We start from the raw sequence: 25,876 nt of genomic DNA on the forward strand, positions 1-25,876 counted from the left end.
ATATTTCATTCTGATTTTAGGATTCAGCCAAGTGCTTATCTTGAAATCTGCGATAGCTGCAGCAGATAATTCTTTTCCCAAAATACCACAGGCTTGGATTGATAGAAATATTGAACAGAAAATTGTGAGTTTAGAAGGCTGGCTAGAGCCCTACAAGAAAGTTGCCCTTTATGCAAGAACAACTGGCTATCTAGATATACTTTATGTAGATGTAGGATCTAGTGTTAAAAAAGGAGAGGTTCTTGCCCAACTTAGTGTTCCTGATCTTGAAGCAGATTATCGGATGGCAAGAGCTTATCTCTATGAAGCAAAAGCTAAGCTTAGCCAAGCTGAGGCAGTTTATAAATTCAAAGCACGAATCGCAGAGCGTCTCCATGGACTCTATAAGAGTATGCAAATGGCTGTAACCGCAGATGAAATTGATATTGCTGATGCTGAAAAAGTCACTGCTGAGGGTGAAGTTGCTGTTAGTAAAGCAGCTATTAAAGTTGCTCAAGCTAAATTTGAGAATCTCAAGGTAAATTTATCATTTAAAGAGGTGATTGCACCGTTTACTGGTGTAGTTACTCAGCGTTTTATACATACAGGTAGCCTTATAGTAGCAGGAAACTCAAACAGCCAGCCACTCATTGAACTTATTCAAGTCGAAAAATTACGCTTAGTAGTTAATATCCCAGAGCGAGTAGCACCTTATATCCAGATAGGAGATACCCTTCAAGCCCGATTTAACTCCTTACCTGGCCTAGTATTTGAAAGTAAAGTAAGCCGTATTGCAGGGCTTATCTCTTCTAGTAATCATGAAATGCACATTGAAGCAGATCTTAAATTACAGGAAGGGTTACATCCAGGATTACGTGGTGTGATCGCAATTTTTCTATCGAGTCCCTAAAGAAGATGAAGTATCATTTGTTTCAACTAAAATTATTTTTTATGTACTCATTTTTAGGAGTGCTACTATTACTAATAAGCAGCATAGGATGGGCACAAGATCCTAATAAAGATATAAATTATTTAGAAGTGGTGAATGAGATACTACGGACTAATCTTGATATCCTATCATCAATTTTAAACGAAGAGATGGCTTATCATCGTTTGCAAAGCGAGCGACATGCTCTAGTTCCTACTCTTAGTGCAGGAGGAGAATTTTTTCGTAATAGTGGGCAAACACAAAGTTCTACAGGTCAGATTTTTAGAGATCTAAATTTTTCTCGTTACCAGCCACAAGTTTCATTAAACTTTAATTTAAATATTGGTGAGCAGCTATACTTATCTCGTTCCGCTTGGAATGAATATGAAAGTTCTCGATTTCAGATCTCAGATACTAGGCAAAAAATATTACTTATTGTCAGTGAGCTCTATCAAAAGCTTTTACTGAGTAGAGAGGGTATAAGGATTGCTGAACAGCTCACTCAAAACAGTAGCCAAGTCTTTAACATCATAAGGTCACGAACTGAAGCAGGAGTAGCATTAACTTCTGATATGATACAAATTCAAGCTAAGCTTGCTTCTAATAAGGAACAAATAGTTAAAGCTAAAAATCAATGGGTACAGGTGAGTATTCAGCTAGCTCATCTATTAAGATGGGATCCTAATATTAATCTGATACCCTCTGAAGTACTAATACCACAACCTAGTGTATATCAGGTATTAAGATCATTATCTCCTGAGTTTCAAGTTGCCGAGCGCCCCGATATTAAAGCAGCAAGATGGGCAAGTGTGGCTGCTGATGAACAGAAAAAAGCTACTCAATGGGATTTTTGGGGACCTTCACTCTCGCTAAGAGCTGCCTACATTCAGTTGGGTGATAAAACTAATAACTTAGACTCAGGAGAACGATATTTTACTGCCCTCTCTTGGGATTTCTCTTGGTCAGATTGGGATCAAATTAAAGTGCAAAGTCGAAAAGCAGATTTGGCAAGAGTCCAGCTTGAAAAGCTTAATGATCAAGCCAGAGCAGAGATTTTAGAAGCTACTCAAGATATTAAAGCAACTTTAGAACGAATTCCTTTAGCTAAAGAGAGTTTAACTGCTGAAGAAGATACTTTGAAACTAATTATTGCACGTTACCTTGCAGGAAAAACATTGTTAATTGATGTGCTACTTGCCCAAGATAGATTGGCACAAGCACAACTAAATGCGGCAAAGACAATAGCAGCATACAATCTAGCTCAGATGAATTATCTTGCTGCTGTGGGACAACTAGATCGCACTACTCTCTTTGAGCTTTATCAAGTTCAGTATGATGGAGTAGAGAGATGAAGCAGTTACTTGCTATTGCTTTAGGTGGATCAGCAGGTGCCATATTGCGTTTTGTGATTTCAAATGGTGTTTATCAGGGGCTTGGCCGTGTATTCCCCTATGGTACTTTAGCAGTTAACCTGATAGGTTGCTTTTTAATGGGTTTATTAACTGAAGTTCTTTTACTACAACCACCCAGTGGGCTTACAATTACTTATCGCCCCGCTATTCTTGTAGGACTTTTTGGTGCGCTCACCACTTTTTCAACTTTCTCTTTAGAGACTATCTATTTAATCGAACGAGGCTATCTCTTAAGAGCAATGAGCAATATTGTTATCAGTGTTAGTTCTTGTCTATTTGTTACTTGGATAGGACTTCTTTCTGGAAGAGTTTTGTTTTTTTATAAGAGTGGTGCTGTTCGTTTATTTGGCTGGCTTCTACCTTATGGTATTCTTTTTATAAATTTTATTGGTGCTTTTTTAATTGGTCTTTTTACACAAGTACTTGTACAGCAAATAGCAGTATCAACTGAATACCGAGCTGCTATTATGGTGATACTGACAGGATTATTTACTACATTCTCTGGTCTTTACTTTATTTTATATCTCCTTACTGAAGGATATACATTCAAACAGGAATTACATAATTTACTTATTTTATTTCTTATCAATATGATGACTTGCATTATTGCAGTTTGGGTCGGTTTACTAGCGGGTAAACAATTTCAATAGGAGATAAATAAGGAAGAGGGCTATCGCTTAATTAAAACGCAGAATTTAAACACTTGTATCTACTAAGAATTCTTAGTAGATACAAGTATCTATTTTTTATGAAATAATTGTCTTGTTAATTTAATAATATTACTTAGCCTATTTTCAGTTAATTCTCGGCTAGCATACTTATAAGTATTTGATATGTACTATCAGGTGTAATTAGTCTAGATTGGGCAACTTTAGTATAGTTAGCCTCTTGATTTAACTGAGCAATATAAAGCTCCTCTTCACTAAGATAACCATCTCCATTGAGATCTATATTTTTAAATCTCTTATTTGCTGCTAGATCAATTTCCAGCTGGCTAATTTTCCCATCTTTATTTATATCTAATTCCTTAAATAATTGCTCTTTATTTATATCTAACTCCCTATAGAGTTTTTCTCCTTGAGTTTCTTCCCGTACCTTATATTTATAACTAGAATCAGAACTGGGTCGATCACCAGCAAAGACAGAAAAAGATACACTAATAGCAAGAATTCCACTAAAAATTGTTAAGCAACAAGCATTTTTCAAATTTCTTTTTTTCATAACGTCTCTCCTTATTTTGTACTCACTTCTATCATAGGAATGAGTGTCTCTCTCATCAATTAAGATTAGACAGCATCTGCAAAAAATCAAGAAAATTTATTGAAAAGTAAAGAGAGAGTACTGAAAATATTTTTAGGGAAAGACTTGAAATGGAGAGCATAAATTAGCCTTACAAAAAGATGTAAGGCTAATTTTTAAAGTGTTAGTAAAGCAATTTACTAATCGTCTGAATGCTGGTGTTTTTTCTTCATTTCTTTCGCAGCTGCTGCCGCTTCGTCTTTAGTAACATATCCATCTTTGTTAGCATCTACTTTATCGAATCGTGCAGTAGCCGCTGCTTGTGCTTCTTGCTTACTAATTTTACCATCCCCATCTGTATCCATTTTACTAAACATTTTTTCCATATGTTTTTCATGTCTACTTTCCTTATCTGAGTCAGCAAAAGCAGAAATAGAAAATATTAGTGATAAAGCACCACCGAAAATGAATAAATTACGTAACATTTTAATAGAGGTGATCTTCATTAGAATACTCCTTTTAAGATTTAAAAAATAAATAAAGAAAATATTATCTAGCGATACATCCAACTAATTATTGTTGTCTGCATCTCTATGATGTTTTTCCCAACTTCCACGATTGCCACCATGGTGCTCTTCTCCTTCATTCCCATAATTACCATGGTGCTTATTACCTTTGTTTTCATTGTTCATAGAAGAGCCAAGCTCATCTTGAGTAATATACCCGTCATTATTGGAATCAACTTTATCAAATCGATCTTTTAATGAGCCTTGAGCTTCATCTTTGCTGATTTTACCATCTCCATTCGAATCCATTTTGCTGAACCACTCTCCTCTGTTTCCTTCTTGAGATGAGGCAGCAAATATTGGAGTAGAAAATATTAAAAACAGTGCACCACCAACTATTAACAAATTACGCAAAAAAATAGTTTTCACTGAACACTCCTTCTAGTATTTATAGCATTTAAAAATGAAAATTAGTTAAGAAAACAGCTCTATCGCTTATATCTATTACGATGAAATGTATTCAAACTCTTGCTTTGACTAGTTGATATATCAAATTGTTCCACATCATCCCAAATTTTTGACTCCTCTTTAATAATTCTTGAATCTCAGACCAACTAAATAGGGAGTTTTTTAAAATATCATAGGTGTTAAATAGAACTTTTAAGTAATTATTATTTTTTCTATAATCAATCCATTTTTTTCCTAACCATCCGAGGGTAATTACTATCCATAGGATGGGGGTAATAGGTAAATGAAGAAAGATGGTATTTAGTGAATAGGGAGGAATAGTAGTAAATGAAAAAATAATTATCCATGCCAATATTTTTAAGATAAATAATCCAAATCGCCAAAGTTCTGCTAAAATTCTAAACGTGGAGTTACCTGATTTTTTAGACTGATAACGGCTATGGGGCATGGTTCGGACTCGAATAGTATCAAGTGCATTTAAACAATCTTTATAAATCAGAATATCCATTATTAACCAATCTAACTCCTGACAATGGATTTGGGGAAACTTTAAATAGTCAGTAATTACAGTTTCTAACTCCGTCTCTTTAAAAGATAAGTTCTGCCAGTCATATTCCTTATTTTCTTTACTTCTATGATTCCAAATTATTTCAGGGATACTTTTACCATTCTTCCAATGGATAGAAGTAGATAAATTATCAATTATAGATTCTGCCCTTTCTAGAAGATGATCTTGGTTAGGATCTTTAGCGGTTTGAGCAGTGATTTGTTGAATAAGTATTTCTTTTGTCATTACTTGATTTTAGCCACTTAAAAATAAGAATTATATTTGTAAATACGATAATTTTTACCATGATAAGCTACCCTAACATCAATCCAATAGCGGTTTCTTTAGGACCAATTCAAGTTCATTGGTATGGTCTTATGTATCTGATTGGATTTATTGCTGGTTGGTGGTTGGGACGAATTCGAGCTAAGAAGCCTCAATCAGGGTGGACTCAAGAGCAAGTAGATGATCTTCTTTTCTATATAGTTTTAGGGATTATCTTAGGAGGGCGTATTGGTTATATGCTCTTCTATAGTTTTGATTATTTAATTGAAAACCCATTGAGTGTTTTTAAAGTATGGCAAGGGGGTATGTCCTTTCATGGCGGATTACTTGGTGTACTTACAGCAATGGGTATTTATGCGTATAAAACAGGAAAGCTCTACTTCCAAGTTACAGATTTTATTGCACCTTTAATTCCCATTGGATTAGGAACGGGGCGTATTGGAAATTTTATTAATGGTGAACTATGGGGAAAAGTAACCACTCTTCCTTGGGGTATAGTATTTCCTGATCCTAGAGCAGGAGATCTACCCCGTCATCCCTCTCAACTTTATGAAGCTAGTTTAGAGGGTCTTATTTTATTTTTAATTTTATGGTTTTTTTCTGCAAAAAAAAGACCTACTAAGGCAGTTTCTGGCTTATTTTTAACCTGCTATGGGGTATTTCGATTTGCAGTGGAGTTCGTGCGGATACCTGATTCTCAGCTAGGTTATCTGGCATTTAATTGGCTTACTATGGGACAAATTCTAAGTTTGCCTATGATTACCCTAGGCATTGCTCTTTTCGGATGGGCTTATTTAAAGCGTACTTCTTAAGTTTGTAGATTTTAAATATGCAGCAATACCTCAATTTACTTAAAATAGTCTTAGAGACTGGTAAATATCGGAAAGATAGGACGGGAACAGGTACTCGATCAATTTTTGGGCATCAAATGCGATTTGATCTGCAACAGGGTTTTCCCTTAGTTACTACTAAAAGATTGCATACTCGTTCTATCTTTGTAGAGTTACTTTGGTTTTTAAAAGGGGATACTAATATTCGATATCTTCATAAATACAATGTTACTATTTGGGATGAGTGGGCAGATACTCATGGGGAGCTAGGACCTGTTTACGGCAAACAGTGGCGTGCTTGGCCTCTAGCAAATGGAGAAACTTTAGATCAGATCTCAAGCACTATAGATCAAGTTAAAAATAATCCCTATAGCCGTCGTCATGTGGTCGTAGCCTATAACCCTGCAGACATAGATAAAATGGCGTTACCCCCGTGCCATGCTTTATTTCAATTTTACGTTGCAGAACGTAAATTATCTTGCCAACTTTACCAGAGAAGTGCTGATTTATTTTTGGGCGTACCCTTTAATATTGCCTCTTATGCTCTTCTTACTCATCTAATAGCCGAACAATGTGATTTAGAGGTAGGAGAATTTATCTGGACAGGAGGTGATATACATCTTTATCAAAACCATACCGCCCAAGCAGAAAAGCAGCTTACCCGTACTCCCTACTTGCTGCCTAAACTTCATATTAAAAGAAAACCTAGTTCTATATTTGAGTATACCTACGAAGATTTAGAGGTTTTAGACTATAAAAGCTACTCAACAATTAAAGCAGCTATTTCTATATAAATTAAAATGGCAATTTCTCTTGTAGTAGCCATGGATAATAACTGTTTAATAGGCAATCAAAATAAGTTACCTTGGAAGTTGCCTGCTGATTTAAAATATTTTCGCAAATTAACTATAGGGAAATCAGTGCTTATGGGAAGAAAAACCTATGAGAGTATTGGACATCCCTTAGAGGGTAGAGAAAATATTATTCTTACCAATAACTCTCGCTATATTGTGAAAAAATGCACTATAATAAATAGTTTAAAAGATGTATTACAGATCGCTCAAGAAAAAAAACTCATGGTAATTGGCGGTGCTTCTATATATGAGCAAATGCTTACCTATGCTCAGAATATTTACTTAACTCATATTCATGGAGAATTTCATGGAGATAGTTGGTTTCCCTATTTTGATAAGAAAGTATGGAGCGAGGTTTGGAAAGAATCCTATCATCCTAATGAAAGAAACCCTTATAGTTATGATTTCATCAAATTAGTGAAGCTAGCCTGATCAAATAATCCCTTGTTCTGCAAAAGAAAGGGAACTCTCTCCATCGCCCACAATTATATGATCTAATACCCTTATATCTATCAGTGCTAAAGCCTCTTTTAAGTGTTGCGTAATTTTTTTATCCGCTTGGCTTGGTTCTGCTATACCAGAGGGGTGATTATGGGCAAAAATTACTGCTGCTGCATTATGGTTTAATGCTTTTTTTACTACTTCACGAGGATAAACACTTGCACTATTAATAGTGCCCCTAAATAATTCTTCGAAGGCAAGTATATGGTTTTGGTTGTCTAAGAAGAGACAAGCAAAAACTTCAAATGGATAAGATCGCAAATGTGCTACTAAATATCGTTTAGTATTTTGAGGATCGGTCAAGATATCTTTTTCACTCAAGGTAGATGCTAAATAACGACGACTCATTTCCAAACACGCCTGTAGTTGGGTATATTTCGCTATCCCTAGGCCAAGAACATTACAAAATTCTTTTTGGTTAGATTCTAGCAGTGACCGTAACCCACCAAAACGCTCCAAAAGATCTCTAGCTAAATCAACTGCAGTTTTTCCAGAAATACCAGTACGTAAAAAAATAGCAAGCAATTCTCCATCAGATAGAGCACTTGCTCCTCGCTGTAGAAGCTTTTCCCGAGGTCTTTCTTCTATAGGCCAATCAGTTATTGCCATAAAATTTTAATTTTTAATACCTGTTTATATAGCTTTATTATATAAATTTATGGTAAATATACCGAATATAGAATCGAGTGTTAAAAATAGTTAGAACTACTTATATATTTATTGATTTTGAATTTTAAGCAAAATAGTGCTTCTATGGGAAATAAGCTTTATATAAAAACCTACGGCTGCCAAATGAATGAATATGATTCTACAAGAATGGCAGATATGCTTTATAAATCCCATGGATTGGAACGTACTTCAAACCCTGATGAAGCTGAAGTATGGTTGCTTAACACTTGTTCTGTTAGAGAAAAAGCACAAGAGAAAGTATTTTCCCAACTAGGGCAGTGGCAAGCTCAAAAGAAAGTAGATCCTAAGCTAATTATTGGGGTTGGAGGCTGTGTTGCTAGCCAAGAAGGAGAAGCGATTCGAGCACGTGCTCCTTATGTGGATCTTGTATTTGGTCCTCAAACGATTCACCGTTTACCTGCGATGATTACCCAAGCTAGGGAAACCAGAAAACCAGTTATTGATATTTCTTTTCCAGAAATTGAAAAATTCGATAAATTACCCGAACCTAGAGCAGAAGGACCTACTGCATTTGTCTCTATTATGGAAGGTTGTAGTAAGTATTGCTCCTTTTGCGTAGTCCCTTATACCCGTGGAGAGGAAATTAGCAGATCCTTCGACGATGTACTTGCTGAAATTGTAAGTTTAGCAGAGCAAGGAGTACGTGAAGTTACCCTTCTGGGGCAAAATGTAAATGCCTATAGGGGTCTAATGAATGATAAAGATATTGCTGATTTAGCACTACTGATACATTATGCTGCTGCAATTGATGGAATAGATCGTATTCGTTTTACAACTTCTCACCCAGTAGAATTTTCAGATAGTCTTATTCAAGCTTTTGCTGAAGTTCCAGAACTTGTCAGCCATCTACACTTACCAGTGCAGAGCGGATCAAATAGAATGCTTAGCTTAATGAAGCGAGGGCATACTATTGAGGAGTACAAAGCCAAACTTCAAAAATTACGTAAGGCGCGACCCCATATAAGCATTTCTAGTGATTTTATTGTTGGATTACCTGGAGAAACTGAAGATGACTTTCAAGCTACCTTGGACTTAGTAAAAAAAATAGGTTTTGATCATTCTTTTAGCTTTATTTACAGTCCTAGACCAGGTACACCTGCAGCTAGTCTTCCTGATTCAACACCTATTGAAGTAAAAAAAGAGCGTCTTTCTAGATTACAAGAGCTACTTCTTTCCTCAGAACAAGTGATTAGCCAAAATATGATAGGTACGATACAGCGAGTACTTGTTGAAAAACCCTCTAAAAAGGATTTTACTATACTATCTGGGCGTACTGAAAATAATCGAGTAGTAAATTTTCCTGCTAATAAGGAGTTAATTGGTAATTTTATGAATATACAAATTACTGAAGCACTTTCAAATTCTCTCCGTGGTAGAATTTATCAATAAAGAAGAATGCCACAATACTATTTCCTTAATGATTTTTAAAGTTTAATCTTTAGTATCACATATCATTTCTGATATATCTTGGATAACAGCAAATCCGCTATTCCCCACACTAGTAATACCAGTAGATTTATCTTGGAGCCGCTGAGTAATCAGCGATTAGCTAATCTTTGCGGCCAATCTGATAATAATCTACGTTATATAGAAAAAAACTTAGGGGTAGAAATCAATAACCGAGGTAATAGATTTCAAATTACAGGGGATAGTTTTTCAGTAGAGAAAGCAACTAAGATTATAAAATCTTTATATGATAGAGCGAGTAGGAATTACGTTAGCCCAAATTATATACATCTCTCTCTTCAAGAATCAGATGTATCTATACAACATATAGAAGAAATTTCAATTAAAACTCGTCAAGGAGCAATTAAAGGAAGAAACCCGCAACAAACATGCTACTTATTTAATATTGCACATCATGATATTAGTTTTGGAGTTGGCCCAGCAGGTACTGGCAAAAGCTACTTAGCGGTAGCCAGCGCTATAGAAGCATTAAAACAGGAAAAAGTTCAAAAATTACTCCTTATCCGCCCTGCGGTAGAAGCAGGGGAGCGATTAGGATTTCTTCCCGGAGATTTAACGCAAAAAATAGATCCCTATCTTCGCCCTCTTTATGACGCACTCTATGACATGTTAGGGTTTGAGCGAGTTAATAAACTTATTGAACGCCATATCATTGAAGTGGCTCCTTTAGCCTATATGCGTGGCCGTACACTCAATGAATCTTTCATCATTTTAGATGAGGCTCAAAATACAACAATTGAACAAATGAAAATGTTTCTTACTCGTTTAGGGTATGGGTCTACTGCAGTAATTACAGGAGATATAACGCAAATCGATCTTCCTAAGGGACAAAAATCCGGATTATGCCACGCTATTCAGGTATTAAAAAATGTGCAAGAAATTAGTTTCACTTTTTTTAAATCTACAGATGTAGTACGACATCCGTTAGTCCAAAGAATAGTACAGGCGTATGATCATTTTGATAAACAACCTTTCTAAACCCTATGAAGGTCACAACTCACGTTCAGTACACTATACCTAACGCAAAAAATTTTCCATCTAAACTTGATTTTAAGCTTTGGGTAAAAACAACCTTAGCAGATCATTTAAAGAATACGCAGGTAACAATACGTATTGTACATGCCCAAGAAATGGAAGATCTAAATTGGAGATATCGTGGCAAAAAAGGAACAACAAATATTTTATCCTTTCCTATCAGCGATACTCTCTCTATAGCTTCCTACAAAATCCCTCTAGGAGATTTAATAATTTGTGCTCCTGTAGTGGCTCGTGAAGCCTTAGAACAAAACAAAGATGAAAAAGCCCACTGGGCTCATTTAACCATCCATGGGGTATTACACTTACTTGGATTTGATCATCAATATGAAGATGAAGCCCAATATATGGAAGCTAAAGAAATAGCTATCCTAGAACAGTTGGGATATTCCCATCCTTATGAAATCAATAGTGAGTAATTTATGAACAAAGATCGACCTAGTCATGCTCTAGATCATCCCTCTTGGCGGGAACGATTAGGGCAAGCATTACTGGGAACGCTACAAGATCGAAAGCAATTTATCAATCTTTTATACAACGCTTCAGGACGCGATCTTTTTGATCCTGAAGTGTTTAATATCATTAAAAATGCACTTACTCTGGAAGAAATACAAGTATGTGACATTATGGTGCCTCGTACTCAAATAGAAATGATAGAAGAGGGAGCGTCACCAGAGCAGATTTTTGAAAAAATTACCCAATCTATTCATTCACGATTTCCAGTTATAGGTAAAAATCGAGATGATATTGTTGGCATCATGATGGCTAAAGACATACTAACTCACTTTCATAGCGGTAAGCTTGCTTCTTTTACTATAGCTGATGTCATTAGACCGGCTTTATTTATTCCTGAAAATAAACGTCTTAATACTTTATTAAAAGAATTCCGTGTTAGTCGTAACCATATTGCGATTGTAGTAGATGAATATGGAGGCACCTCAGGGCTAGTGACCATTGAAGATATATTAGAGCAAATTGTGGGAGATATTGAAAACGAGCATGGTTTTTCAGAGGAAAAAAACCATATTATTCCTTGTGGAAATAATAGTTATTTTGTAAAAGCACTTACCTCAATTGAGAATTTTAATCATTACTTTAAAACTAATTTCAATGATGAAGATTTAGATACGGTTGGGGGTTTAGTACTTAATGAATTAGGTTATGTGCCTAAAAAGGGCGAACAAATTACCATTGATAACTTTGAATTTAAAGTATTACGAGGAGATAACTGCTGTCTCCACCTATTAGAATTGCGTTTAATACCAAGTATAAAAGAGTCTCTTTCATGCTAAAGCTACTCCGTTTGTTATTTAGCGGACTTACTTTACTTTTAATAGGAATTGTTATTTTTGCTACCCTTTTTCCTATTAGTGGTAGTGATGCAGTTATTCTAGAGCAAATAACTACCTTTGCAATTGTATTATTATTCTTTATGCATGGGGCTAAGTTATCTCGTAGTGCTATTGTTGCTGGAATTACCCATTGGCGATTACATAGCCTTATTTTTATTTTTACCTTTGGTATTTTTCCTCTCATTGGTTTTATTACGCTTCCTTTTATAGAACCATTGATCGGTTTTAGCCTTTCAGTAGGTGTACTTTTTTTATGCACACTACCTAGTACTGTACAATCTGCTATTGCATTTACTTCTATTGCTCGAGGTAATGTACCCGCTGCAATTTGTAATGCCTCTGCTTCTAGTATTATTGGTATCGTATTAACCCCACTTATATTTAGTTTAATGGTAGAAGTTCATCCAAATGAGAATCAGCCATTACTAACACCTATTATTGAGATTAGTGAAAAATTATTATTACCATTCCTCATTGGACACTTAATGCGTCCTTTAATAGGAAATTTTGTAGAAACCCATGCTAGATTAGTCCATTCTATCGATCAAACTTCTATTTTGCTTATCGTGTATTCTGCTTTTAATGAGTCGGTCATAAACGGAATCTGGCACCAAATACCTATGGAGTCTCTTTTTATTCTCACTATAACTTGCAGCATTTTATTAGCTATAGTGCTAACTGCCACAACTTGGCTGGCTCACTATTTTCATTTTAATAAAGAAGATGAAATTACTATTGTATTTTGTGGCTCTAAAAAAAGCCTTGCCTCTGGCGTACCTATAGCACAGGTGATGTTTGGAGGGGGTAGCAGTGCCATTACAATTGGTCCTATTCTGTTACCTATTATGATTTTTCATCAAATACAGCTTATGGTATGTGCTGCACTTGCAGAGCATTATGCTGCTCGCCTTGAGTAGTACTAGAATCTCTACAAACCAGTATTATTGAGCTATGTTTATGAAACGAAATAGAAAGAGTATTCTAGTACTGGTTGCGGGAGGAATACTACCACTTGCTTTTGCACCCTATCACATTTATATAATTGCAATTATTAGCCCTATTTTTTTGTTTGCTATCTGCCGTAATGCACTAGTTAAACAAACGCTATGGTATGGATGGTTATTTGGTTTAGGTTATTTTGGAGTAGGGGTTTCTTGGATTTATATAGCTATCCACGATTTTGGTCATACCAGTGTTGTTTTAGCCTTGTCTATCACTGGGTTATTTATCGCTTTTCTAAGCCTTTTTCCTGCATTATTAGCAGGGTTAATCACGTTTCTCTTCCCTAATGAAAACAAAACTAAATACCTTTTAGTTTGGCCTACTTTATGGGTAATTATTGAATGGATTCGAGGTTGGATTTTTACAGGGTTTCCATGGCTAAGCCTAGGCTATAGTCAGTTTGAAAGCCCTCTTTCCAATTTAGCCCCCATCTTAGGAGTGTACGGAGTTTCTTTAGCTGTCGTATTAAGTGCTAGTTTGATTATACTTGCGTGTTACTGGGGAAATTCTACACGGTTTATTGCTATTGGAGGGCTAGGATCGCTGTGGATTTTTAGCTTTTTTCTATCTTTTATACCATGGACCACTCCTATAGGTAATCAAATTCAAGTAACTTTAATTCAAGGAAATACGCCTCAAGATATAAAATGGGAACCTAATCAAGTAAGATTAGCGCTTGAAAAATACCATGATCTTACAGAGAAGCACTGGGATAGCGATCTGATTATTTGGCCAGAAGGCGCGTTACCTGTGCTATATCATCAAATTGCTCAGGGTTATTTAAGTGATCTCGAAGATGAAGCGAAAACCCATCATACGGATTTATTAATTGGACTACCTTTTTATAATCAAGAAGGTGGAAAGTATTATAATGGGTTACTCAATCTTGGTGCTAAAAGATCTTTTTACTACAAATATCATTTAGTCCCTTTTGGTGAATACATCCCCCTTTCCTCTTACCTACAAGGAGTTATTGATTTTTTTAATTTACCTATATCTTCTTTTAGTCACGGGGAGAAACAGCAACCTTTATTACAGGTTGCTGGCTATCTTGTAGCAGCATCTATTTGTTATGAAGATGCTTTCGGTGAAGAAATCACTAAAAAATTACCTGAAGCTAAATTTCTAGTCAACGTAACAAACAATGCTTGGTATGGGGATTCTTTAGCTCCTCACCAGCATTTACAAATTGCTCAAATGCGCTCATTAGAAGTAGGTCGAGATTTAGCACGAGCTACTACCAATGGGATTTCAGCTATTATCAATGCTAAGGGACGGCTGATAGCAACAACAGATCAATTTATTACTACTACTCTAACAGGAATCATTCAACCAAGGGAAGGTAAAACACCTTATGTTTTTTGGGGTAATAGTTTTATTATTGGGCTATGCTTTGTGAGCTTTATATTTAGTGTTATCAAAAATCGCCAGCCTATTAATTAGTCATTATGGTACAGCGAGTTTTAGGATTATTTCTTATTTTATTTAGCACGGTATTAATTCCACCTGTAATCATATCTTGGCTTTACCATGATGATGCAATGTCAGTTTTTTTAGTGGCTTTTAGTCTAATTGTAGGATTAGGGTTATTATTTTGGCTTCCAAGGCATAAATATCGTAGAGATTTAAGGCGAAAAGATGGATTTATTATTGTCGTTATGTTTTGGGTGGTCTTAAGTCTTTCGGGATCGCTGCCATTTTTTTTAGCAGAAAACCCAAACCTATCTTTCACTGATGCGGTTTTTGAATCAGTATCTGAGCTAACCACAACAGGTGCAACTGTCATTAATGGACTCGACGGATTACCTAAATCCTTACTTTTCTACCGTCAAGAACTACAGTGGTTAGGAGGTATGGGATTAATTGTGCTCGGGGTTGCTATCTTGCCTATGCTAGGAATTGGAGGTATGCAACTTTATCGAGCAGAAATTCCTGGCCCTATGAAAACAGATAAGTTTACCCCCCGTATTGCTGAAACGGCAAAAACATTATGGCTAATATATATAGGTTTGACGATTACTTGTGCAACAGCATACTGGTTTGCAGGAATGAGTCTATTTGATGCTGTAGCTCATAGTTTTTCAACGATAGCGATTGGTGGATCTTCGACCCATGATGATAGTTTTGGCTACTTTAATAGTCCTTTAATTGAAGCAATTGCAGTATTTTTTATATTTCTAGCAGGTATGAATTTTTCCCTTCATTTTTTTACTCTTAGGAACCATGCTATAAAGCATTATTGGAAAGATGAAGAGTGTCGAGCCTATTTATTTATCCTTGTACTTGTAACACTATTTTCATCTATCTACTTATGGATTTATCAAGATTTTTCTGATCCATATTCAGCTCTTCGCAATGGGCTTTTTTACACCATTTCAATCGGCACTACAGCAGGGTTTAGTACTGGTGATGGCTATGGAAGTTTACCTGGTTTTTTTCCTGTTTTATTATTAATGGTTGCTTACATTGGTGCTTGTGGTGGTTCCACTGGTGGTGGAATGAAAGTTATTCGAGCACTATTACTTTATAAGCAAGGAACGCGAGAAATAAAAAGATTAATTTACCAAAGTGCTACGATTTCAATTAAAATGGGGGATAAAAGCATCCCAGATCAAATCATAGAGGGTGTAAGTGGTTTTATGGCTATTTATATGGTTTGTTTTATTTTGTTGTATTTAACATTATTAGCTACTGGATTAGATATGATAACGGCTTTTTCTGCGGTAACTTCCTGTTTAAATAATGTAGGGGTAGGGCTAGGAGAAGCAACTAATAACTATGAGAACATTAATATCATTTCTAAATGGACTTTATGTTTTGCTATGCTACTAGGGCGTTTAGAAATTTTTCCCATCATTGTGCTTATGACACCCATATTTTGGAAGCAGTAGCCATTTTTTAATTTTAGAATCTTATAAAGGAGGAAATATGAAAAAAGATATTCACCCAAAATATAATAAAGTTACAGTAACCTGTAGTTGCGGTAATACATTTACTACTGGTTCCACTAAAGAAGGAGCGCTTCACATAGAAGTATGTTCTTCCTGCCATCCTTTCTATACAGGTACTCAAAAACTCGTAGATACTGCAGGACGTGTAGATAAATTCCGCCAAAGGTATGAGAATAAATAATCAAAATTTTTATCTATTGCACTTATTAAAAAATGCTTATAGAAGATTTAGAATCTCAAGCACTTGCATACCATGCTGATCCCCAGCCTGGAAAAATTGCCATTAGTATCACTAAGCCTTTAAATACGCAAAAAGCATTAAGTTTAGCTTATAGCCCTGGCGTAGCTGTTCCTGCTAAAGAGATCGCTGCTGATCCAAGCAAGGCATATAAATACACTGCAAAAGGTAATTTAGTTGGGATAATTACTAATGGTAGTGCAGTACTTGGCTTAGGCAATATTGGTCCTTTAGCTAGTAAACCTGTCATGGAGGGAAAAGCTGCTTTATTTAAAATGTTTGCTGGGATAGATGCTATCGACATTGAAATTGAAGCAGATTGTCCAAAAGATTTTATTGAGACAGTAGTACGTATCGCCCCAACTTTTGGAGGAATTAATTTAGAGGATATTGCATCTCCTCATTGTTTTGAAATTGAGCAAGCACTTATCAAGCGGCTGAACATTCCAGTTATTCATGATGATCAACATGGCACTGCAATTACAGTAGCCGCTGGGTTACAAAATGCTCTAGAATTGCAAGGAAAAACCCTATCTCAAGCTAAAATTACTTGTGTAGGAGCTGGGGCAGCAGGAATTGCAATTCTACAATTATTAGTTTTATTAGGTGCCCCAAAAGATAATATTTTATTAGTAGATCAGCAAGGAATTATCCACAAGGACGATCCACCTTTGCATGCCTATAGCCATCAATTTGCTGCTCAAACATCTGCACGTACTTTAGCAGAAGCAGTTGCGGAAGCTGATGTTTTTATTGGTGTAGCTACTGCTAATTTATTAACGCCACAGATGCTAAAAACTATGGCTCCTAACCCTATTGTTTTTGCTCTATCTAACCCTAATTCGGAGATTGATCCAAAGTTAGCCTATACTACTAGAGAAGATTTAATCTTAGCTACTGGTCGTAGTGACTACCCTAATCAAGTTAATAATGCTTTAGTTTTTCCTTTTCTGTTCAGAGGAGCATTAGATGTAAGAGCTACACGTATTAATGATGAAATGAAAATAGCTGCGGTGCAAGCACTCATAAAATTAACTAAAGATCCTGTACCTCAAGAGGTACTTAATGCTTATGAGGAGCAAGAATTAGCTTTTGGAGTCAATTATATTCTTCCTAAGATAATAGATCCTCGCTTAAAGCCTGTACTTTCTTCAGCTATTAGTCAAGCAGCTATCCAATCTGGCGTTGCCCAAAAAAATTTATAATTATTTTTGTGTATAAGATTTAAATAATCTTTCTACTTCTTTATATTTAGCTCGTTTCATAGGTTTCTTATCTATTGGGCTAAGAGGGCTGAAACGAATACCTAAGGTAGGGAATACTACTAATTTTATTATTAAATTTTTTATTATAATCTGAAATACAGGAAAAGATTTACTTTCTCCTGTAGTAAAAGAGAATGTTTTGGATTCTAATTTAAAATCAATATATGACTCTGTAAGAAATAAGGCAATATCATTTTCCGAGTCTGCAAAAACATGGATATAAATATCAGAGTATTTCGACACTATTCCTTGCAGGATATCCCCCGTTAATCTAGGATTGAAGGCAGAGAAAAAATCCATAATTCTCAATGTAGCCTGATATTTTTCTCGTAAAGTTTTAGCTTGCATCTCAAACTTAAATATACCTAAATAAGATTGAGTAGCTTGTGCAATTTCTAAATTTGTTGGTAAATTTCTATGATCGGACACCTTTAGTATTGCGGCAGCTTTAGTTTTAGCATGATAATAACTTTGAATGCCATGCTCTACCATAAGCCGAGCGGCCTCAAGTGCAATATATGATTTTATCTGCTGATTTAGGGATGGCATAAATGATTTAGGGATGACATAAACTTTTAAAAAAGTTGATCTATTGCCGATGAATCCTTTAGTTCAAGATCACTAGAATTATTTTTCTGGCGATTACTTACATATTCAGTAGGTATATGTCCAGAGCTGAAAACTTCAAAAATTCCCTTTGAATTAGATCCAGCTAATAATCCAGTAGTAGGATCAATACGTATTGTAACTATATCAGAAGGTTTTATAAAATTATGGCTAGGTATATCTTTGAGTACCGAGCTCATGTAATCCACCCACATTGGTAGGGCTACCCGTGCTCCAGTCTCTAAATTTCCTAAAGATTCAGGTTGATCAAAACCAACCCAGCTTACAGCAACGATGTCTGGATTAAATCCAGCAAACCAAGCATCATATTGATTATTAGTCGTTCCAGTTTTACCAGCAATGTCGCTCCTACCCAGTATCTTAGCACCTTGCCCAGTTCCGATACGAATTACATCTTGTAACATGGTGTTTATAATATAGGCATTTTGTGGGGTAATTACTCTAGGAGCAATAGGTGCAGTTTCTATTTCCTCTATTGGTAATATTTGAGTGTCGATAGTCTTTCCTTCTATACTTAGATTTTTACAAACTTGGCAAATTCGTGGAGGATTGGCGTGAAATATTACCTCACCGCGAGAAGTTTCTATTTGATTAATAAAATAGGGAGTAATTAAAAACCCCTCATTTGCAAAGACTGCAAAACCTCGTGCCATTTCCAATGGAGAGGTATCACCACTACCTAATGCTAAAGATAGGCTTTTGGGTAACTGTTTTGAAGTAAATCCAAATCGTTCTATATAATCTATCGTATAATCAATACCAATATCTCTTAGTAGTCGGATAGAGACTAAATTCCTAGAGTGAGTAAGGGCAACTCTCAGCCGAGTTGGTCCGAAAAATCGACCATTGTAATTTTTAGGTCGCCATACTTTTTCAAACTGAGGTTCATCAATTACAATGGGTGAATCATTAACTACACTAGCAGCAGTGTATCCTTTTTCTAAAGCAGCAGAATAAAGGAAAGGTTTAAAACTTGATCCAGGTTGACGTTTTGATTGTATTACTCGGTTAAATTTGCTCTGGTTAAAATCAAATCCACCACTTAAAGCAGTAATTGCTCCATCTGTAGGAGATAAGGATACTAAAGCTCCTTCTACCTCTGGTATTTGAGCTAATTTCCATGTGCTATCGGATTGAGATTCTACCCAAATAATATCTCCTTGATTTAGAATATCTGCAGCTTGTGTCGGTTTTTGACCTAATTTATTTATATCAATATAAGGTTGTGCCCAAGATAACCCACTCCAAGGAATTGTGTACTTTCCCTTATCCTTTATGTAAATTTGAGCACTTTGTATCCCTACTTTAAGTACAATTCCAGGATGTAAACGTTCAATAGAATAGTATTTATCTAATACTTGATTATAAACATCTGTAGAATTATCAGATATATCTACATGGTGTTTCGAGCCTCGATATCCATGTCTTTTATCATAAGAAAGTAATGCTGCATATAATGCTCTATTTGCAGATTTCTGGTGTTGTGCTTGAATAGTGGTATATACATTATACCCAGCGGTATAAATATCAGCTCCATACTTCTTAGATAATTCAACCCTTACCATTTCTGCAATAAATGGTGCCTGTACTTCAATAGATCGCTTATGGTATTTTGCTGTAATTATCGTATTAACTGATTTTTTATAAGATTTTTCCGTAATATAGCCCACCTCATACATGCGGTGAAGTACATAATTTCTTCTTTGTAGTGCTCGGGTTGGGTTTACCACAGGATTATACCCAGAGGGTGCTTTAGGTAGCCCTGCAATCATAGCAAATTGAGGAAGAGTAAGCTGATCTATAGTAGTACCATAATATACTTGAGCAGCTGCACCTACGCCATAAGCTCGATTACCTAAGTAAATTTTATTTAAATAAAGGGTAATAATTTCATTTTTACTTAATTTTTGCTCTATCTGAAATGCAAGTAAAATTTCTTGTAATTTACGTAAATAAGTTTTTTCTCTACTTAGAAAAAAATTTCGAGCAACTTGCATGGTTATCGTACTGCCCCCTTGGGCTTTTCTTCCGGTCTTAAGTAAATAGTAGGCAGCACGCAAAATACCTTGATAATCTACTCCTGGATGCTCATAGAATCGATCATCCTCTGCAGCTAATATGGCTTTTACCATTAAGGGAGGTATTTGCTCGAATGTTAGCGGAATACGATGCTTGTCTCCATATTCAGCAATCAGTTTTTTTTCTTTAGAAAAAATTCTTAAGGGAACTTGTAATTGAATATCTTTAAGAGCATCTATAGGTGGAAGCTGGGGAGTGAGATAAAAATATATTCCGATTGCAGCAAAAAAAATAAATAAGGCAGCTGCTAATGTTAAATTAAATACCCAACGAAAGATAAAAAGTAGCCCAGCCATAGAAAGTAAAAATAAATTTTATATTTAATATAAATAATAGGATGAAGAATTTTTTAGTTAAAAAATATTTTAACTGCTTTATAATCTAGTTAGAAACTAAAAATATACTAACAAAATATACATCTTCTATCTTCACCAAGTGATTTTACTGCTATGCCTTATTTATTAGTAGGCACTACTAAACACACTCTATCCTCCCTTAAAAACAAAATATCAGAATTTTTCCCTAAAAAGATTCCCCCTCTATTAGGGATAGATATTAGTTCATCTGCAATTAAATCAATTGAGCTTGCTCAAGGCAGTAATGGAATTTATGTTAAACACTATGCAATAGAGCCTCTACCACCAAACACTATCATTGACAATAACATAGAAGATATAGATAAGCTTAGTACAGCACTGAGAGATATCATTCAGCAGTTGGGAACTCGTACTAGAAAGGTAGCAACCGCCATATCTAGCTCAAATGTTTTTAATAAAATAGCACCAATTCCTATTGATCTTTCAGGGAGTGAATTAGAAGCCTACATTGAAACTGAGGTAGAACAGCATGTTCCCTATTTGAGGGAAGAAATAAATTTCGACTTCAAAGTACTAGGCGCTTCAGAGTTAGATCCAGATTATATGGATACCTTACTTGTCGCTTGCCGTAGTGAGTATATTAGTACTCGAATTACTGCATTAAAAAGTGCTCGCTTAATACCTACTATTATAGATGTGGACACCTACGTTATGGAGAGAGTCTTTCCTTTTATTGTAGAAACCATTCCAAATCAAGATATAAATAGTACGATTGCAGTTATAGATGTAGGTGCAACATTGATTGTCATGAATGTATTTCACAACGGAAAAATCATCTACACTCAAGAGCAAGCCTTTGGAGGTAATCAACTTACCCAAAATATACAGTACCACTATAATTTATCCTATAGTGATGCAGATTTGGCAAAACAAAGAGGAAACCTGCCAGAAAGCTATACTAATCAAATTCTTATTCCTTTTGAAAATGAAATTATAAAAAGGATACAAAATCTTATAAAAATATTTTTTTCCTCAACTCATTATAACAATATTAGCCACCTTATATTATGTGGTGGTTGTGCTACCGTTCCTAAGTTAAGAGAAATGATTGAAATTTCACTTAAAATACCTACCTCAATTGCCAATCCTTTTGGTTCTATGACGTTAGGATCAAAAATTAATCCTAAATTGTTATTTAACGATGCTCCTAGATTAACTATCGCTTGCGGATTAGCCTTAAGGTATTTTTCCTAATGACTCAAATTAATTTACTTCCCTGGCGAGCTATTCAAAGAAAGCAACGAGAGAAGAATTTTTATATTGCTCTAGGTATTTGTGCAGCACTTATAGTGAGTGTAGTTACTTTAATTAATTTTCATATTGGCAGCTTAATTAATAATCAAAATCAAAGAAATAACTACTTACAAGAGGAAATTAACAAATCAACTAAAGTAATGGGTGAAGTGAATAAATTAGATAAAGAAAAAGAAAAAATTTTAACTTATATTGAAATTATTCAACAGCTCCAAGTAAGCAGACCGCTTACCGTACAAATTTTTAGCAACATAGCACAATCTCTTCCTGATGGGATGTATTTAGAAAGTATGGAGCGTAAAAGTCATACGATTACGCTTACTGGGCTAGCCGAGTCGGATAGCAAAATTTCTACCTTCATACGCCATTTAGATGATTCTTCCTTATTTGAAAAGACACAATTAAAAGGGGTAGAAAAAATAAAAAAGGATCAAGCTATTATTTATAAACAATTTACTTTGGATACTACTGAGAAATGGTTAGATTCTGATCTTAAAGAAGAAAATAAAGGTTCACTAAAGAAATAGTAATCAGACGCTATGGATCTCGATTTTAATGATATTGATAATTGGTCAATCACTACAAAGATCATCTTTATTCTATGTACTTGCCTGATAATTGCTGTTGGTGGATATTTTATTTTTACTCAAGATCAGATCCAACAACTTAAAAACCTTGAAAATCAGGAACAGCAGCTTAAAGCATCATTTCAAACTAGACAACTACAGGCTTCCAAATTACCCAACTATAAAGAAGAAATAGGGAATTTAGAAACATCTTTTAATGAAATGTTACATCAACTCCCAGATAAAGCTGAAATTAGTAGTTTACTCACAGACATTTCACAGGCAGGGAAAGTAAGCGGGTTAGAGTTTGAATTTTTTAGACCAGGTCAGGAAAAAATTGAAAGATTTTACGCAGAATTATCTATACAAATTCAAGTGCTTGGTCATTACCATCAATTCGGAGAATTCATAAGTAAAGTAGCTGCCCTACCTCATATTGTCACTTTCCATAATTTTTCAATCAAACGTGGAAAAGCAGATGTTTTAGTGATGACTGCCACAGCAAGAACCTATCGTTATCTTGATGACACAGAGAGACAGGCGAACGAGGCAGATTCAATTAAAAAGAAAAATAAGCTATGAATGCTTCATTGGGTTACAAAAAGAAAAATAAATTACTGACTATGTGTACTTGTACTATTGTCGTTAGTTTTTCTGGATTATTCGGATGTAGTAATCAAAATCAAGGAATAGCAGATTTACAACAATATACGCAAACGATCAAGTCCCGTCCTGCTGCAAAGTTAGAATCTTTACCCAAAGCAAAACCTTACGAAAAATCCATTTATAAATCTGTGCAGATTCGTGATCCGTTCGTACCAATTCTAGATACGACCGAGGAAAAAGCTAATCCATCTAACATTGTTGCCCCTGATCAGAACCGCTCTAAAGAAGCTCTAGAAGAATATGCTTTAGGTACTCTTAAAATGGTAGGTATCTTAAAGCAAAGAGGAGAAATATGGGCACTAGTCCTTACTCCAGATCGCCATTTATACCGAGCTCAATCAGGCAACTACATTGGAAAGGATTATGGAAAGATAACACGTATTGACGATGGAAAAATTGAAATTTTAGAGACTTTCTTAGCGCATGGAAGTTGGTTTGAACGGGAAGTAAAGCTAGAGCTAAGTACTATAGAAAATTAAAAAATGAATAAAATCCATCAATATCTTAAAAAAATATATATTAGTTATTATTTTCTACTATTACTATTCATTGGATTATTTTTATTACCTATTTATACTTGGGCTTCAACACGACTACAAGATATAAAATACACTTCTTTAACGGGAAATCAAACTCAAATTCAATTTATATTTTCAGAATCTGTATCCTATCCGCAATTTTTTACTATAGAAGATCCTTCAAGGATCGTATTGGATTTTTCAGAGACACAAATTGCCTTAGATGGTAAATCCAGATCCGTCGGATTAGGAGTCGTAAATAACCTTATTATGGCTGAAGATACAAATCGAACAAGGGTAGTTATAAATTTAACTCATTCCGCACCTTTCAAAATTAAAGAAAAAGGAAATATTATTGAATTATTAATACAAGATACTGAAGCTAATTTCCGTCCAAATTCAAAGTTAATTAGTAATTACCCATACCAAATCAAAAATATTGATTTTCGTAGAGGCGAACATGGAGAGGGGCGTATTATTGCGTTGCTTTCTAATCCTCAGATACCTATTGATATTAAAGAGGAGGGAGGAGATATTATTGCCGATTTTTCTAATACTCATTTACCTGATAAGTTTAAGCAACGCTTAGATGTATTAGATTTTGCAACACCAATCAAGTTTATAGATATTTTCCCTAGAGAAAAGGGAACAAGAATTCATATTATTCCTATAGCTTCTGATCATGAGTATCTTTCCTATCAAACTGATGACACTTTGGTAATAGAAGTAAAACAGAGTAAAAAACGAGGAGAGGAAGATGATAATGAATATACAGGAGAGAAACTTTCTCTAAATTTCCAAGATATTGAGACAAGAATTGTATTACAGTTACTAGCAGATTTTTCTGGGTTTAATTTAGTTACCAGCGATGCAGTGCAAGGCAATGTTACTCTAAGATTAAAAAGAGTACCTTGGGATCAAGCCCTAGATATTATTTTAAAGACTAAAGGGTTAGAAAAACGCCATAAGGGAGATATTACCTTGATTGCACCCAGTGAAGAGTTAGTAATCAATCAGGAACAAGAATTAAAATCCCAAAAACAAAGTGAAGAATTTGCACCACTTCGTTCTGAATTTATTAAAGTTAAATTTACTAAAGCAACGTCATTAGCTAGCCTACTTACCTCAGGAATAAGTCCTATAGATAACTCCCCTATGGGGATGATGGCAATGATGGGTGGTGGTATGGGCGGTGGTATGAGCGGTGGCATGGGTGGTGGTATAGGCGGTGGCATGGGTGGTGGTATAGGTGGTGGTATAGGTGGTGGTATAGGCGGTAGCATGATGGGTGGCGGTGCAGGCAGTAACGGTAGAGATAATTCTTTTATTTCTAAAAGAGGAAAAATTATTATAGATGGTCGCACTAATACCCTATTTATTATGGATACTCAAGAGAGTTTGGATCAAATCCATAAAATTATCGCTAAGTTAGATGTCCCAGTACGCCAAGTACTCATTGAATCTAGAATTGTCATTGCAAGTACCCAGTTTAGCAAGGAACTTGGAGTCAGATTTGGACTTAATAAGCAATCTAGCACTGGAGGTGGAGCATTTAATAATGTAACTACTTCTGGATCTCTAGATGGTACAAATACAATAATGACGGGTGGTGCTGCAGGGGATCTTGCAAACCGTTTAAATGTTAATTTTCCCGCACCCCCATCAACAGGAGGCGTAAATGCTGCACAAATGGCTCTTGCATTTACCAAGCTTCCTTTAGGAACTTTATTAGAATTGGAACTCTCTGCATTACAAACAGAACAAAGGGGCAAAATTCTCTCCAATCCACGGGTAGTTACTGCCAATAATAAAATGGCTATTATTACGCAAGGTACTCAAATTCCTTACCAACAAGCAGCTTCAAGTGGAGCAACTTCTATTTCATTTAAAGAAGCAGTATTAAGTTTAATGGCTATTCCTCAAATTACTCCCGATGATCATATTATTATGGATTTAAAAGTAAATAATGATGCCGTAGGTGCGATTTTTAGTGGCATACCAAGTATTAATACTCGAGAACTTATGACTCAAATACAAGTAGAAAATGGCCAGACAATTGTATTAGGTGGAATATATGAAGAGCAAGGTAATAGGCAAAAAAACAAAGTACCTTTTTTAGGAGGTATACCCTACATTGGTGCATTATTTCGTGGTACTGTAGATAGTACCCAAAAAAGTGAATTACTGATTTTTATAACACCTAAAATTATCGAAGAATCTGCTCAATTTAGCTAATTGGC

General features: G+C 35.3%; 27 protein-coding genes. 20 read left to right on the top strand and 7 right to left on the bottom strand.

Features of this window, described 5'->3' with window-relative positions:
- Window positions 1-31: 31 nt before the first annotated feature.
- Genes NSCAC_RS00205 through crcB form a run of 3 tightly spaced genes read left to right on the top strand, consistent with a single transcriptional unit; the run spans window position 32 to window position 2,969 of the window.
- Window positions 32-889: an efflux RND transporter periplasmic adaptor subunit gene (locus NSCAC_RS00205; protein ID WP_197744453.1), complete on the top strand. Its 858-nt coding sequence runs from the start codon at window positions 32-34 to the stop codon at window positions 887-889.
- Window positions 890-894: 5 nt separating this feature from the next.
- Window positions 895-2,259 carry a TolC family protein gene (locus NSCAC_RS00210; protein ID WP_197744454.1) on the top strand — a complete coding sequence of 455 codons (1,365 nt, stop codon included), beginning with the start codon at window positions 895-897 and terminating at the stop codon, window positions 2,257-2,259.
- Complete coding sequence (gene crcB, locus NSCAC_RS00215; RefSeq protein ID WP_197744455.1) at window positions 2,256-2,969, top strand: fluoride efflux transporter CrcB; 714 nt, start codon at window positions 2,256-2,258, stop codon at window positions 2,967-2,969. The genes NSCAC_RS00210 and crcB overlap by 4 nt, the downstream gene beginning before the upstream one ends.
- A gap of 148 nt (window positions 2,970-3,117) precedes the next feature.
- Here crcB and NSCAC_RS00220 read toward each other — a convergent pair whose 3' ends face one another.
- The 4 genes from NSCAC_RS00220 to NSCAC_RS00235 form a co-directional block, all read right to left on the bottom strand.
- Window positions 3,118-3,540: an EF-hand domain-containing protein gene (locus NSCAC_RS00220; RefSeq protein WP_197744456.1), complete on the bottom strand. Its 423-nt coding sequence runs from the start codon at window positions 3,538-3,540 to the stop codon at window positions 3,118-3,120.
- A 218-nt stretch (window positions 3,541-3,758) separates the two neighbouring features.
- A complete protein-coding gene (locus NSCAC_RS00225) occupies window positions 3,759-4,064 on the bottom strand; it encodes an EF-hand domain-containing protein (RefSeq protein ID WP_197744457.1) in 306 nt (101 codons plus the stop codon).
- Window positions 4,065-4,127: 63 nt separating this feature from the next.
- A complete protein-coding gene (locus NSCAC_RS00230; protein ID WP_197744458.1) occupies window positions 4,128-4,493 on the bottom strand; it encodes an EF-hand domain-containing protein in 366 nt (121 codons plus the stop codon).
- A gap of 91 nt (window positions 4,494-4,584) precedes the next feature.
- A complete protein-coding gene (locus tag NSCAC_RS00235; RefSeq protein ID WP_197744459.1) occupies window positions 4,585-5,325 on the bottom strand; it encodes a hypothetical protein in 741 nt (246 codons plus the stop codon).
- Window positions 5,326-5,384: 59 nt separating this feature from the next.
- On the opposite strand from NSCAC_RS00235, the gene lgt reads away from it, so the two are divergent.
- Genes lgt through NSCAC_RS00250 form a run of 3 tightly spaced genes read left to right on the top strand, consistent with a single transcriptional unit; the run spans window position 5,385 to window position 7,480 of the window.
- Entirely contained in the window at window positions 5,385-6,176 is a 792-nt protein-coding gene (gene lgt, locus NSCAC_RS00240; RefSeq protein WP_197744460.1) for a prolipoprotein diacylglyceryl transferase, read from the top strand.
- A 17-nt stretch (window positions 6,177-6,193) separates the two neighbouring features.
- A complete protein-coding gene (gene thyA, locus NSCAC_RS00245; RefSeq protein ID WP_197744461.1) occupies window positions 6,194-6,988 on the top strand; it encodes a thymidylate synthase in 795 nt (264 codons plus the stop codon).
- 6 nt (window positions 6,989-6,994) lie between these two features.
- Window positions 6,995-7,480, top strand: a complete 486-nt coding sequence (locus NSCAC_RS00250; RefSeq protein WP_197744462.1) for a dihydrofolate reductase — start codon at window positions 6,995-6,997, stop codon at window positions 7,478-7,480.
- Here the strand turns inward: NSCAC_RS00250 and radC are convergent, their stop codons facing one another.
- Window positions 7,481-8,158 carry a RadC family protein gene (gene radC / locus NSCAC_RS00255; protein ID WP_197744463.1) on the bottom strand — a complete coding sequence of 226 codons (678 nt, stop codon included), beginning with the start codon at window positions 8,156-8,158 and terminating at the stop codon, window positions 7,481-7,483.
- Window positions 8,159-8,302: 144 nt separating this feature from the next.
- Here radC and miaB point away from each other — a divergent pair, with 144 nt between their 5' ends.
- From miaB to NSCAC_RS00300, 9 genes are all read left to right on the top strand, one after another.
- Complete coding sequence (gene miaB / locus NSCAC_RS00260) at window positions 8,303-9,628, top strand: tRNA (N6-isopentenyl adenosine(37)-C2)-methylthiotransferase MiaB (RefSeq protein WP_197744464.1); 1,326 nt, start codon at window positions 8,303-8,305, stop codon at window positions 9,626-9,628.
- Between the two features lie 132 nt (window positions 9,629-9,760).
- Window positions 9,761-10,684 carry a PhoH family protein gene (locus tag NSCAC_RS00265; RefSeq protein ID WP_232085933.1) on the top strand — a complete coding sequence of 308 codons (924 nt, stop codon included), beginning with the start codon at window positions 9,761-9,763 and terminating at the stop codon, window positions 10,682-10,684.
- Window positions 10,685-10,689: 5 nt separating this feature from the next.
- Window positions 10,690-11,160 (top strand): rRNA maturation RNase YbeY, encoded by a 471-nt coding sequence (gene ybeY, locus NSCAC_RS00270; RefSeq protein WP_197744465.1) that lies wholly within the window; start codon window positions 10,690-10,692, stop codon window positions 11,158-11,160.
- A gap of 3 nt (window positions 11,161-11,163) precedes the next feature.
- The gene (locus NSCAC_RS00275; RefSeq protein ID WP_197744466.1) at window positions 11,164-12,033 is read left to right on the top strand and encodes a CorC family transporter; all 870 of its coding nucleotides are present in this window, start codon (window positions 11,164-11,166) and stop codon (window positions 12,031-12,033) included.
- Window positions 12,027-13,010, top strand: coding sequence for a bile acid:sodium symporter family protein (locus tag NSCAC_RS00280; protein WP_197744467.1), 984 nt, complete (start codon window positions 12,027-12,029; stop codon window positions 13,008-13,010). The genes NSCAC_RS00275 and NSCAC_RS00280 overlap by 7 nt, the downstream gene beginning before the upstream one ends.
- A 40-nt stretch (window positions 13,011-13,050) precedes the next feature.
- The gene (gene lnt / locus NSCAC_RS00285) at window positions 13,051-14,538 is read left to right on the top strand and encodes an apolipoprotein N-acyltransferase (RefSeq protein WP_232085934.1); all 1,488 of its coding nucleotides are present in this window, start codon (window positions 13,051-13,053) and stop codon (window positions 14,536-14,538) included.
- A gap of 5 nt (window positions 14,539-14,543) precedes the next feature.
- A complete protein-coding gene (locus NSCAC_RS00290) occupies window positions 14,544-15,986 on the top strand; it encodes a TrkH family potassium uptake protein (protein WP_197744469.1) in 1,443 nt (480 codons plus the stop codon).
- Between the two features lie 37 nt (window positions 15,987-16,023).
- Complete coding sequence (gene rpmE, locus NSCAC_RS00295) at window positions 16,024-16,227, top strand: 50S ribosomal protein L31 (RefSeq protein WP_197744470.1); 204 nt, start codon at window positions 16,024-16,026, stop codon at window positions 16,225-16,227.
- 32 nt (window positions 16,228-16,259) lie between these two features.
- Window positions 16,260-17,489 carry a malic enzyme-like NAD(P)-binding protein gene (locus NSCAC_RS00300; RefSeq protein WP_197744471.1) on the top strand — a complete coding sequence of 410 codons (1,230 nt, stop codon included), beginning with the start codon at window positions 16,260-16,262 and terminating at the stop codon, window positions 17,487-17,489.
- Here NSCAC_RS00300 and NSCAC_RS00305 read toward each other — a convergent pair whose 3' ends face one another.
- Complete coding sequence (locus tag NSCAC_RS00305) at window positions 17,490-18,098, bottom strand: hypothetical protein (RefSeq protein WP_197744472.1); 609 nt, start codon at window positions 18,096-18,098, stop codon at window positions 17,490-17,492.
- A gap of 26 nt (window positions 18,099-18,124) precedes the next feature.
- Entirely contained in the window at window positions 18,125-20,551 is a 2,427-nt protein-coding gene (locus NSCAC_RS00310; protein ID WP_197744473.1) for a penicillin-binding protein 1A, read from the bottom strand.
- Between the two features lie 153 nt (window positions 20,552-20,704).
- Between NSCAC_RS00310 and pilM the strand changes: the two genes are divergently transcribed.
- The 5 genes from pilM to pilQ are packed head-to-tail and all read left to right on the top strand — an operon-like array spanning window position 20,705 to window position 25,871.
- Window positions 20,705-21,826 (top strand): type IV pilus assembly protein PilM, encoded by a 1,122-nt coding sequence (pilM, locus tag NSCAC_RS00315; protein WP_197744474.1) that lies wholly within the window; start codon window positions 20,705-20,707, stop codon window positions 21,824-21,826.
- Complete coding sequence (locus tag NSCAC_RS00320; protein ID WP_197744475.1) at window positions 21,826-22,413, top strand: PilN domain-containing protein; 588 nt, start codon at window positions 21,826-21,828, stop codon at window positions 22,411-22,413. Before pilM ends, NSCAC_RS00320 begins: the two co-directional genes overlap by 1 nt.
- A 12-nt stretch (window positions 22,414-22,425) precedes the next feature.
- Window positions 22,426-23,034 carry a type IV pilus inner membrane component PilO gene (locus tag NSCAC_RS00325; RefSeq protein WP_197744476.1) on the top strand — a complete coding sequence of 203 codons (609 nt, stop codon included), beginning with the start codon at window positions 22,426-22,428 and terminating at the stop codon, window positions 23,032-23,034.
- Window positions 23,031-23,597, top strand: a complete 567-nt coding sequence (locus NSCAC_RS00330) for a pilus assembly protein PilP (RefSeq protein ID WP_197744477.1) — start codon at window positions 23,031-23,033, stop codon at window positions 23,595-23,597. The genes NSCAC_RS00325 and NSCAC_RS00330 overlap by 4 nt, the downstream gene beginning before the upstream one ends.
- Before the next feature lie 3 nt (window positions 23,598-23,600).
- Entirely contained in the window at window positions 23,601-25,871 is a 2,271-nt protein-coding gene (pilQ, locus tag NSCAC_RS00335) for a type IV pilus secretin PilQ (protein ID WP_197744478.1), read from the top strand.
- Window positions 25,872-25,876 lie beyond the last annotated feature (5 nt).

It is taken from the genome of Candidatus Nitrosacidococcus tergens, assembly GCF_902810445.1.
GTDB lineage: Bacteria > Pseudomonadota > Gammaproteobacteria > Nitrosococcales > Nitrosococcaceae > Nitrosacidococcus > Nitrosacidococcus tergens.